Annotated in this window: 13 protein-coding genes and 1 tRNA gene; 8 read left to right on the top strand and 6 right to left on the bottom strand. The window is 36.8% G+C overall.

Annotated elements, in window-relative coordinates:
- Positions 1 to 33: 33 nt before the first annotated feature.
- The 3 genes from HX004_RS12595 to HX004_RS12605 all read right to left on the bottom strand — a co-directional run bounded on the left by HX004_RS12595 (position 34) and on the right by HX004_RS12605 (position 1,548).
- Positions 34 to 107: transfer RNA gene (locus HX004_RS12595), tRNA-Ala, on the bottom strand.
- A 15-nt stretch (positions 108 to 122) separates the two neighbouring features.
- On the bottom strand, positions 123 to 665 hold the full coding sequence (locus HX004_RS12600) for an NADPH-dependent FMN reductase (RefSeq protein WP_286442918.1): 543 nt from the start codon (positions 663 to 665) through the stop codon (positions 123 to 125).
- Positions 666 to 750: 85 nt separating this feature from the next.
- Positions 751 to 1,548 carry an META domain-containing protein gene (locus HX004_RS12605; RefSeq protein WP_286442920.1) on the bottom strand — a complete coding sequence of 266 codons (798 nt, stop codon included), beginning with the start codon at positions 1,546 to 1,548 and terminating at the stop codon, positions 751 to 753.
- Positions 1,549 to 1,763: 215 nt separating this feature from the next.
- On the opposite strand from HX004_RS12605, the gene pyrR reads away from it, so the two are divergent.
- The 7 genes from pyrR to HX004_RS12640 all read left to right on the top strand — a co-directional run bounded on the left by pyrR (position 1,764) and on the right by HX004_RS12640 (position 6,146).
- Complete coding sequence (gene pyrR / locus HX004_RS12610; protein ID WP_286442922.1) at positions 1,764 to 2,312, top strand: bifunctional pyr operon transcriptional regulator/uracil phosphoribosyltransferase PyrR; 549 nt, start codon at positions 1,764 to 1,766, stop codon at positions 2,310 to 2,312.
- 23 nt (positions 2,313 to 2,335) lie between these two features.
- Entirely contained in the window at positions 2,336 to 3,262 is a 927-nt protein-coding gene (locus HX004_RS12615; RefSeq protein ID WP_286442923.1) for an aspartate carbamoyltransferase catalytic subunit, read from the top strand.
- Positions 3,263 to 3,291: 29 nt separating this feature from the next.
- Entirely contained in the window at positions 3,292 to 3,633 is a 342-nt protein-coding gene (locus HX004_RS12620; protein ID WP_286442924.1) for a ribonuclease Z, read from the top strand.
- A 94-nt stretch (positions 3,634 to 3,727) separates the two neighbouring features.
- Entirely contained in the window at positions 3,728 to 4,642 is a 915-nt protein-coding gene (locus HX004_RS12625) for a ribonuclease Z (RefSeq protein ID WP_286442925.1), read from the top strand.
- 8 nt (positions 4,643 to 4,650) lie between these two features.
- Positions 4,651 to 5,298 carry a pyridoxamine 5'-phosphate oxidase gene (pdxH, locus tag HX004_RS12630; RefSeq protein ID WP_286442926.1) on the top strand — a complete coding sequence of 216 codons (648 nt, stop codon included), beginning with the start codon at positions 4,651 to 4,653 and terminating at the stop codon, positions 5,296 to 5,298.
- Between the two features lie 3 nt (positions 5,299 to 5,301).
- Positions 5,302 to 5,571: a hypothetical protein gene (locus HX004_RS12635; protein ID WP_286442929.1), complete on the top strand. Its 270-nt coding sequence runs from the start codon at positions 5,302 to 5,304 to the stop codon at positions 5,569 to 5,571.
- 14 nt (positions 5,572 to 5,585) lie between these two features.
- On the top strand, positions 5,586 to 6,146 hold the full coding sequence (locus HX004_RS12640) for a DUF8465 domain-containing protein (RefSeq protein WP_286442930.1): 561 nt from the start codon (positions 5,586 to 5,588) through the stop codon (positions 6,144 to 6,146).
- Positions 6,147 to 6,182: 36 nt separating this feature from the next.
- On the opposite strand, the gene HX004_RS12645 is transcribed toward HX004_RS12640, so the two are convergent.
- The 3 genes from HX004_RS12645 to HX004_RS12655 all read right to left on the bottom strand — a co-directional run bounded on the left by HX004_RS12645 (position 6,183) and on the right by HX004_RS12655 (position 8,332).
- A complete protein-coding gene (locus HX004_RS12645; RefSeq protein ID WP_286442931.1) occupies positions 6,183 to 6,839 on the bottom strand; it encodes a hypothetical protein in 657 nt (218 codons plus the stop codon).
- Between the two features lie 13 nt (positions 6,840 to 6,852).
- Positions 6,853 to 7,227, bottom strand: a complete 375-nt coding sequence (locus HX004_RS12650) for a hypothetical protein (RefSeq protein ID WP_286442932.1) — start codon at positions 7,225 to 7,227, stop codon at positions 6,853 to 6,855.
- Between the two features lie 91 nt (positions 7,228 to 7,318).
- Positions 7,319 to 8,332 carry a hypothetical protein gene (locus tag HX004_RS12655; RefSeq protein WP_286442933.1) on the bottom strand — a complete coding sequence of 338 codons (1,014 nt, stop codon included), beginning with the start codon at positions 8,330 to 8,332 and terminating at the stop codon, positions 7,319 to 7,321.
- 132 nt (positions 8,333 to 8,464) lie between these two features.
- On the opposite strand from HX004_RS12655, the gene HX004_RS12660 reads away from it, so the two are divergent.
- Positions 8,465 to 10,219: an MFS transporter gene (locus HX004_RS12660; protein ID WP_286442934.1), complete on the top strand. Its 1,755-nt coding sequence runs from the start codon at positions 8,465 to 8,467 to the stop codon at positions 10,217 to 10,219.
- Positions 10,220 to 10,334: the final 115 nt, after the last annotated feature.

Here is a 10,334-nt window from a genome sequence, read left to right on the forward strand (position 1 = left end):
AAGCCACCTATTAGGTAGCTTTTTCTTAAAAAGTGGAGAAGATGGGGCTCGAACCCACGACCTCTTGACTGCCAGTCAAGCACTCTAGCCAACTGAGCTACATCCCCAACCTTGTACTTTTTTTATCGATTTTTGCTTTCGATTAAAAGTTGTGCTAACATACTCATTTTTTTCTGATATACGTCAGATAATTCATTATTTATGTACAAATCCATATTACTGATAGGAATACTGTAAGGTAAAGACCAGGCTCTTAGTGCTTTGGCAACATTATCTAAGGCTTGAATTCCCTGCATGGCTTGATTTCCTGCTGACCAACAAGTAAAACCAACTATTTTATTGGTTAAATACGCTGGAGTATCTCGAGCAGTTAGTTCTAACCAATCCAAGGCATTTTTCATCACACCTGTCATCCCGCCGTGATATAAGGGAGTTAACCAAATCATGACATCCGCAGAACGGAAGGCAGCTATAAATCGGGTAACGTCTTGAGGAGGGGTTTCCATATGTTTTGCTTGGAATATAGGGATCTGATAATCAGATAAGTGAACTTGTTCTACCTCTAGGTTAGCCTTTATGAATTCGTCAACATAGAATTGTGCAATACGTCGTGACGTTCTAAAAGATTCTTCGTCCAAAGAACCATTAAAAATTAAAGCTTTCATAAAACTATTTCGTGTTTTTTTACGGCTTACAATTTACGATAAATATTTGTCCTTTGGCTTTATAAAGTGCGAAAAATAAGGATGCTTATTCCGAGATCATCTGTTTGGGAATAAAACCAAACATCAAAAGCAATTGGTTATCTTGGTATAAATTCAACGTTTGTTCTGCCACATCGAAGGAGAATGTTTCCCCTTCAAGCAGTTGAATAAAGTCTTTTTCTACTGTTTTTCGATTGGTTGACATACACGTTCTCTTCTTGACCTCTAAGTCGAAAAATTGAATTTTGTTTAAGTTATTGCTGATTGCAATTTTTCCCGTAAAATAACTACATCCCGTATAACCTGCTACGGTGTTGTTGTGAAAGTCAAAGGTTAAATAAGGATGGTAGACGCGATTGCTATTTCCTTGAAGCTGAATCAATTTCCATGCGTGTTTTTCGATATAGTTGAGCAATGGATTTTGTGGTTGCATTGAAAACGTAAAGGTTTGTTTGTCTTCATTTACAATAGTTAAAGCGGCATCAGCTGTATTGACGCGAAGCTTTTGATTGCTCAACGCCTTGAAAAATGCTTGTTCGAATTCATTGACATTTTTGGTACAGCGATTGTCATTGGTAACGATGGCGTCAGTTTCAACTTGAGTATAATGCTTTCTCTCTCTGATTTGTTTAATGGGAAGCGTGTAATTATTACAACCTGCAAATCCTTTAATTTCGTATTTTACCGTATTAATTTGTAGGGTTGTTTGTCGCTGAATGGGGGGGGTATGGGTTGTTTGTGTTAAAATCCACGTCGTATTGAGCACAGAATCTTGTGGAATCTGGGCTGCTGCCGGTGTAACAAACACAAGCAAAAACAAGAACATAATGTAGATTTTGTTCATAAAAACAGTCTTTTTTTGGTTCTTAAAGATAGTGAATTAACTGTTGCGATAGAAGATAAAATAATCCTTAACACCAATCTAACATTTTAGATAGCAAATAAATATATCCGAGACTTTTAGAAGTGATGGATTTTATCTTTTAATTTATTGGGTATAAATTGGGTGAGAAGCATAATTAATTGTAATTTTACTCCCCAAACACAACTCTTTTTTATATGAATCCAAAAGTATTACTTACTTCAAAAGAGATTGATATTATTCTTCATCGTTTGGCCTGTCAGCTAGTGGAAAACCACTTGGATTTTTCCAATACCTTACTGATTGGTATTCAACCCCGTGGTAAATATTTAGCGAAGCGAATCAAAGCCATTTTGGAAACAGAATACAATATTACAGAGGTTCCTTTGGGATATTTAGATATTACGTTTTTCCGCGATGATTTTAGGAGAAATCAAAAGCCACTTGAAGCAAATCGAACTGAAATTGACTTTCTTGTTGAAGATAAGAAGGTAGTTTTTATTGATGATGTTTTATATACAGGACGCAGCATCCGTGCAGCGTTAACTGCCATTCAATCGTTTGGACGTCCTGCGGAAATTGAATTATTGGTGTTAATAGACAGAAGATTTAGTCGTCATTTGCCTATTCAACCAGATTATAGAGGAAGACAAGTAGATGCCTTCGATCGCGAAGCGGTACGCGTGCATTGGTCAGAAGATGGCGCAAGCGACTGTATCTATTTGGAAGAATTTGACAATAATTAAAACGGAAAAATCCAATCGAACCAATGAAAGAATTAAGTGTAAACCACCTATTAGGAATAAAATATATAAATAAAGCGGATATTGATTTGATTTTTGAAACAGCAGATCATTTTAAAGAAGTAATCAATAGACCCATTAAAAAAGTACCTTCTCTTAGAGATATTACCATCGCCAATATCTTTTTTGAAAACAGTACAAGAACCAAGTTGTCTTTTGAATTAGCTCAGAAGCGTTTATCTGCTGATGTTATCAGTTTTTCTTCTGCACAGTCTTCCGTGAAAAAAGGAGAAACGCTAATCGATACAGTAAATAATATCTTAGCGATGAAAGTGGATATGGTTGTGATGCGTCATAGCCATCCTGGAGCAGCTTATTTTTTATCTCAAAATGTAAAGGCGAGTATCGTAAATGCTGGAGATGGAGCACATGAACATCCAACACAAGCCCTTTTAGATAGCTATTCGATTCGCGAGAGATTAGGAGATGTCGCAGGTAAAAAAGTGGTGATTGTCGGGGATATTTTGCACTCACGTGTAGCCTTATCCAATATTTTTGCCCTGCAAATGCAAGGGGCTGAGGTACGCGTTTGTGGACCCAAAACATTAATTCCAAAATACATTGAAAGCCTGGGCGTGAAAGTGGAATCTAACCTGAGAAAAGCGCTAGAATGGTGTGATGTAGCTAATATGTTGCGCGTGCAAAATGAGCGTTTGGACTTCAGTTACTTTCCAAATACCAGAGAATACGCACAACAATTTGGTCTGACTAAAGAAATTCTAGACTCTTTGGATAAAGAAATTGTAGTGATGCACCCGGGTCCAATTAATAGAGGAGTGGAAATTACTTCTGATGTGGCTGATTCTCAGCAATCTGTTATCTTGGATCAGGTAGAAAATGGAGTAGCCATCCGCATGGCGGTGATTTATCTTTTGGCATCCAAAATTAAATAGCTATTTTAGTGCTATAAAACGAAAGAAAAATGAAAATTACGGAGAAAGAACATACCAAAGTAATCCAAATTGGAAGTGATACCATAACGGGATTACTACAGAAAATAACAGAGCAATACAAGGCTTTGTTTGAAACGTTTAATCTAGTGATTGACCTATCAGCTTCCCAAGAAACAATTACAGAGGAAACAATGGAGGAACTGGAAGAATTAGCCATTGAACACATGGAAAAGGCCAATAAGTCTTTCGTAATTGTACTGTCCGAAGTGAATTTTAATGATTTTGATGGCGACTTAATTGTTGTGCCAACCAAACAAGAGGCTTTCGATTTAATTGAAATGGACGAAATTCAACGCGATTTAGAATTATAAATAGAGAAAAGGCTTAAGGTAATTAAGCCTTTTTCTTTTGTATGCTGTGGGCTTTTTTGTAACTTACAAGCACAAATTATAAAATTTTGAACCATTGAAACTTACTATATTAGGTTGTTATGCTGCAACACCGAGAACAATGACCAATCCAACCTCTCAGGTTTTAGAACTGAATGGTCATATGTTTTTGATTGATGCAGGCGAAGGTACACAGATTCAATTGCGAAAAAACAAACTCAAGTTTCAACGGATTAACCATATTTTCATTTCTCACTTACACGGAGATCATCTCTATGGGTTGATTGGGTTGATTTCTACTTATTCCCTCCTCAATAGACAAAGTGACCTACACGTTTACGGACCTAAAGGGGTAAAGGAAATTATATTGTTACAATTGAGATTGGGTAATTCGTATACGGGATATAACTTGTACTTCCACGAATTAGAAAGCAAAGAAAGCGAGGTTGTCTTTGAGGATGATCGCGTGACTGTACGTACAATCCCACTGGATCATCGCGTATATACCAACGGATATTTGTTTGAATCTAAACCTGGAGATCGAAAATTGAGAATAGGAGCCATTGAAGATTTAGGTATTGATCGTTGTTATTATCAAAAAATCAAACAAGGGGGAGATATCAAACTAGACGATGGTACAATAGTACGCAATCAGGATATTACCTATGATCCAGAGCCAACGGAAAGCTATGCTTTTTGTTCGGATACCTATTATTCAGAAGCCGTAGTGCCCATCATAAAGGATGTTGATGTGTTGTACCATGAAAGTACATTTCTAGAATCGGAGTCACATTATACGGAACGCACCAAACATTGTACAGCGAAACAAGCCGCTACAATTGCCAAATTAGCCAATGCAAAAACACTAGTTTTAGGACATTATTCTACCCGATATGACGATATCAGCTTGTTTAAAAAGGAAGCAGAAGAAGTTTTTGATGGAAAGATACTAAATGCCGATGATGGTGTTATCTTTGATTTCTCTAAATAAACAATGCAATGAACGATTTAAGTAATTATAGAAAATCATACGAAAAACAAGTATTGATGGAGGGGGAAGTTGATCCCAATCCTATGATGCAGTTTCGTCAATGGTTTTGTGAAGTAGAAGATTTCGGTGGAGTGGAAGAAGTGAATGCTATGACGGTATCTTCTATAGGATTAGATGGATTTCCTAAGGCTAGAGTGGTATTGTTGAAGTCTTATGACGAAAATGGCTTTGTCTTTTTTACGAATTATCATTCAGAGAAAGGGAAAGCGATAACAGCAAATCCTCATATCTGTCTTTCTTTCTTTTGGCCTTCGATGGAACGTCAGGTTATTATTAAAGGCATCGCAAGAAAAGTAAGCGAAAATCAATCGGATAATTATTTTGATAGTCGTCCTATGGGAAGCAGACTGGGGGCAATTGTCTCCAATCAAAGTGAAGTTATTGATTCGTATGATAGTTTGGTTCAATCCCTAAAAGAATTAGAACAAACAGCAACAGAAGATAATGTACACCGTCCAAAACACTGGGGTGGATTTTGTGTAGAACCCGTGAGTATAGAATTCTGGCAAGGGAGACCTAATCGCCTACACGATCGCATTCGCTATGTACTAACCACAGATAAGCTCGATTGGAAAATAGAGCGTTTAGCCCCTTAAAAAATGATGAATAAAGTAAAAATAAAACAATTCGTACTTCCCCTTTTGGTGGTTGGCTTTATGATTTGGGCCTTGATGGAGCAAGCTTCCAATCAACCTCGATTGTGGGTACAAGTCATTGGCGTGGCCTTGTTCTTTTTAGCAATGGCGCGTCTTATGCAAAAAACACCGAGTAATACTCCTAAAAAAGCCTTAGTTGTTCGTTCTGATGCTCCTGTGGAAAAAGAAGAAACAGAGGATGATTATTCGATAACTGTAGTAAATAAGAAATAGTAATTGGAAGTAAGATGTTAAGTAAAGGAGATTACGTACAAGTATTAGACGAAGATGAAGAAGGGATAATCACCCAAATTCAAGGAGATCAAGTGACCATTGAAACAAAAGATGGTTTTGTGTTGAATTACAAACCTTCTGAATTGCTTAAAATTGGAAAAGATCAGGAAGTAGATTTTAAATCTGCTAGTTCTAAAGGATCGATTCAAGAAGCCTTACAAAGCAAGGTCGAACCAAAGAAGCGATCGTTTGTCAAAGAAAAGAAATCGCGTAAGGATGAATTTATCCTAGAGGTTGATTTGCATATTGAAAAATTAACCAAGGATTATAGACGCATGGAAAAACACGATATGTTGACCTTGCAGTTGGATTCAGCAAGAGGACAGTTGGAATTCGCTATTCGCAACCGCATTCCGCGTATTGTATTTATTCACGGTGTGGGAGAAGGCGTGCTAAAAGCAGAATTAGAGTTCTTGTTTAGTCGATACCCAGAGGTAGTGGCAGAAGATGCGAACTATCAAAAATACGGGGTAGGAGCAACGCAAATTTACATCAAACAAAATCCAAATCGATAAAAATAAAACGTCCATGTTAACATGGACGTTTTATTTTTATAGGAGATGAGGGTAGTTTATATCGTGTAAATCCTCTTTGAGTTGCTGCCAATCATCGAATTCAGATTGAAGTGAAAGTACCATGGCTTTCGTTAATGTTACACCTTGATAAATGGCCTCAATGGTTTCTCGCATGAGTAAGGTCATTGCTTCTTCCTCTTCGTCAAAGTAGTAATCAATAGCCCATTGTATATAGGTTTGAGGATTTCCATCCAAAATGTATAGCTGGTCGTCCGAGCCATCTTCTTTATATTCAATTTCCCCTGTTTGCCAATTATTTTGATCATTAGTCCAAAGACAATAAGTGGTACCAATAGAAGCTACGGGTTCTCCATAAATAAACCCAGTATATAATTCAGGTAGTTGATGAGTTAATGTGCTTTTGTTGGGTAATTGGCTTTCAAAATCATATAATTCATGAGCAAAACCATTGATAACTGCCCCAGATCCTTTAAAAAGGATAAGCATTTCATCTCCTTCACCATCTCGCATCTGGAAAAATTCTTCTTGGTCATCCCAGTAGGCATTATAGGAATAATAACGATATTCCCATTCTGGACTTAAAATAGCATCAAGTAGAGCGAGTGATTTACAGCGTTTTTGTAGCTCTTCGGGTATGGGAAGATTGATTCTATGAGATGTATTGAGGATCATGGTTAAAATTGAATTAGTTGGTTTGTACTAAGATGTCTATTTTTTGGTTGTTATAGACATTAGCTGTTGTTATTGTAAATTGATGGGGTAATCCTTGTTGTACTAGTATTTCATAGAGAAAAGCAAAATTTACCTTTGGTGGAATGACTAAAACAACGAGTTGATAAGTAATAAAAGTATAATCGTCGTTTATGGTGGTTGTTCCTTCCAGAATGGATATCCCTATTTCTTCCAAAGCACTTGAAAGCGTGTACACGATGGTTTCCCATAATTCCTCTAAATAGTCAAAACTATTGTGAATGTCTACAATTGCATAAGGGAACTGTATCGCAATGGCCATCTTTTTGGAATAAGGAATTTCAATATCTTGTTGTATGAGGATAGGCATAGTAAACGTTTGGGAAACTAAAGATAATTAAAAGAACATGCATTCATAGGAAAGCAAAAAAAAATCCCCAATTTTGGGGACTTTATATTTGTTATTCTTGAATAAAACTACCAAAAGGTAGGATTGATTTTCCGAAAGTTAAGTTGTTGTAATTCGCTTTTGCAAATACCACATTGCGCAAAGTAATTTCGTGTAGTAATTTCGGTTGAGCTCCTTCTGCAGGATTGGTCCAACGAGTCGTAATCACAATTTCTCCTGTTGTGGCTGTCCAGTTTTCTACTAAACGATTGTTGTTTGCCGGTGTATTACCTGGAATATCTCCGTCGTTTTCACAAACTTCTGTCAAGTTAATCCCTGCACGGGCATATTGTCTATACGCTAAAGGTCGATCTGCAGATAGAGCAATCGTTTTTACTCCAGCATCTTGAGGAAAATCTTCTGCACTTAATTCAACCAACATCGCTTCTTTATCTGATAGCGTAACCCATTGTGCGTTACAAGGGTTAATGGTTTTTAGTGAATTATCGTTGTTTAAAAATTTAAATCCTAGTGTATTGGAATTGTAGTTGTTTGTTCCAAACGGCATACGATCATATTTGATATTCGTATCTCCATCTTTGAAATTGACATTTAAGATGGTAAAGTTATATTGATAGGTCAAGTTTACACTGTGATCACCAATTAATTCTGTATTGTCGTTGGTTTTAATCGAAACCATGCGCTGTGTGCGCAACGTTGCTCCTGGTGAGGCTAAAATTTCTTCCATTACAGAAGGAGTACTTGGAGCTGGGAAAGAACAAATGGAATTGGATTCCACTTTTCCATTGTATTTTCTATAGGCTAAACTTGTATTTGTTCCGTCTATTTCAACATCAACGATCTGGATGCTTTCGTCGCGCATGATATTATCCATATCCGCCACTAAGATAAAAGCTTCTGTGTCTTTTAATTTGTAAAACACTTTTGCGCCATCCCCAATACTAGAGCAGCGATTTACCGTAGTTACAGTAGAAAAGTCAATATCATTATAGGTAAGCTTGCCATCGTTGCAAGAACTCAATCCAACTAAGCTTAGCATAGCTACCAGGGTATACACCTTCTTCATAAAATAAATATATCATTATCGAGAATACAAAAATACTTTTTTTATCTTAAGTAGATACATTTAAGAACAGATATAGGTTATTTAATTATCTTTGGTAACGTTAAAGATAACTTAAAAAGTAAGCAGCTTGCTATGAATTCATCGACAACTAAAACAAATTATCCTGCTTTATATACCTTAGTGACAGTATTTTTCTTCTGGGGATTTTTCGCTGCAGGAAACAGTATTTTCATTCCGTTTTGTAAAGCTTTTTTTAATTTGGATCAGTTTCAATCTCAATTGATCGATTTTTCATTTTATACGGCTTATTATTTTGGTGCTCTTTTGCTTTTCTTAGTTAGTGCTTGGAAAAAGAAAGATGTGGTGAGCAATTGGGGATATAAGCGCTCCATTGTTTATGGCTTGTTGTTTTCAACAGGAGGAGCTATAGCGATGATTTGGGCGGTGCAGATTAGTGTTTATGCGGCACTATTGGTAGGACTTTTTATTGTGGCTTTGGGATTTTCACTTCAACAAATTGCAGCCAATCCCTTTGCTATTTCTCTTGGAGATCCTAAAACGGGAACGAGCCGAGTAAGTTTAGGGGGAGGAATCAATTCTCTTGGAACTACCATAGGCCCCCTTTTGATGGCTTTTGCTTTATATGGCAGTGCAAAAACACTAACGGATGATCAAATTCAACACTTGAGTTTGGATTCAATGACTATTTTGTACGGCGCTGTTGGTGGATTGTTTCTCTTAGCGGCTTTGTTGTTTTTCTTTTCAAAGAAAATACCCGATAGCAAAAGTAGTGCTGAAATAAAGCCTGCTAAAAAAGCCATTGTGTTGTTGGTGACTATGACCGCGCTTTTAGTGGCTGTTTTTGTTCCTGTATTTAACACGTATAAAAGTGACGCTTATTTACAGGTAACAACCTTGCAAAAAGAACAGCAAGTGTTGCGTGCTACAATGGAAAAAGAAAAAGCCACAGCAGTAAAAACAGTTGCCGAAGCAGATGTGTATAAAGTTCAAGCAGAAATTAAACAACTCTTAACTCCTTTGGAAAATAAGCGTATCTACCTTTTAGGTGGTGCCTTGGTTGTGATTGTAGGGAGTATAGGTTTGGCCTATTTTTCAAGTCAACGCAATAAAGAAGGTTGGGGGGCAATGCAATACCCGCAATTGTTGTTGGGCATGTTAGCTATCTTTGCCTATGTTGGGGTTGAGGTTGGAATCGGAAGTAATTTAGGTGAACTCCTCAAACTTGAAGAATTCGGCTCTTTGCAAGCGGTTGAAATTGCTCCTTACGTATCCATGTATTGGGGAAGTTTAATGATTGGACGTTGGGCAGGTGCTGTTAGTGTTTTTCAATTGAGTAAACGAAATGAATTAATCGCTTTAATTGGTGTGCCCTTTTTAGCGTATTTTGTTATTCTTTTTGCCAATTACTTTGCAGGTAATGAAATTGATCATCTGTATTATTATAGTATCTGTGTGGCTATTCAGGTGGTATTCTCTTTCTGGAGTAAGAATAAATCCGCGCGAACCATGATCTTGTTTAGTTTATTTGGTTTGTTAGCTATGGTTGTTGGACTTCTATCTAGTGGAATGCTTGCCATTTATGCATTCTTAGCAGGTGGATTGGCGTGTAGTGTGCTGTGGCCTGCGATTTTTAATATTGCGATTATGGGATTGGGAAAATATACGGCTCAAGGTTCGTCTTTCTTGATTATGATGATATTAGGAGGAGGAATCCTACCTCCAATTCAAGGAAAGATAGCCGATATCATCGGTATTCATGAATCTTATATCGTCAATGCGGTTTGTTTTGGATATTTGGTATTCTTTGGTTTTATTGCCAAAAAAGTATTGGCAAAACAAGGAATTGCTATTGATGATATTGAATAAAAAAACAAGAAAAAAGTAGATTTTTTTGCAAGGGAAAAATAGCCGATATCATCGGTATTCATGAATCTTATATCGTCAATGCGGTTTGTTTTGGATATTTGGTATTCTTTGGTTT

This window comes from Myroides sp. 1354 (assembly GCF_030324495.1).
Classification (GTDB): Bacteria; Bacteroidota; Bacteroidia; order Flavobacteriales; family Flavobacteriaceae; genus Flavobacterium.

Coding starts and splice junctions, on each gene's coding strand:
- HX004_RS12600 (WP_286442918.1), bottom strand. CDS start 665: ATGAAAGCTTTAATTTTTAATGGTTCTTTGGACGAAGAATCTTTTAGA.
- HX004_RS12640 (WP_286442930.1), top strand. CDS start 5,586: ATGTTAAGTAAAGGAGATTACGTACAAGTATTAGACGAAGATGAAGAA.
- HX004_RS12620 (WP_286442924.1), top strand. CDS start 3,292: ATGAAAATTACGGAGAAAGAACATACCAAAGTAATCCAAATTGGAAGT.
- pdxH (WP_286442926.1), top strand. CDS start 4,651: ATGAACGATTTAAGTAATTATAGAAAATCATACGAAAAACAAGTATTG.
- HX004_RS12650 (WP_286442932.1), bottom strand. CDS start 7,227: ATGCCTATCCTCATACAACAAGATATTGAAATTCCTTATTCCAAAAAG.
- HX004_RS12660 (WP_286442934.1), top strand. CDS start 8,465: ATGAATTCATCGACAACTAAAACAAATTATCCTGCTTTATATACCTTA.
- HX004_RS12615 (WP_286442923.1), top strand. CDS start 2,336: ATGAAAGAATTAAGTGTAAACCACCTATTAGGAATAAAATATATAAAT.
- HX004_RS12655 (WP_286442933.1), bottom strand. CDS start 8,332: ATGAAGAAGGTGTATACCCTGGTAGCTATGCTAAGCTTAGTTGGATTG.
- pyrR (WP_286442922.1), top strand. CDS start 1,764: ATGAATCCAAAAGTATTACTTACTTCAAAAGAGATTGATATTATTCTT.
- HX004_RS12645 (WP_286442931.1), bottom strand. CDS start 6,839: ATGATCCTCAATACATCTCATAGAATCAATCTTCCCATACCCGAAGAG.
- HX004_RS12605 (WP_286442920.1), bottom strand. CDS start 1,548: ATGAACAAAATCTACATTATGTTCTTGTTTTTGCTTGTGTTTGTTACA.
- HX004_RS12635 (WP_286442929.1), top strand. CDS start 5,302: ATGATGAATAAAGTAAAAATAAAACAATTCGTACTTCCCCTTTTGGTG.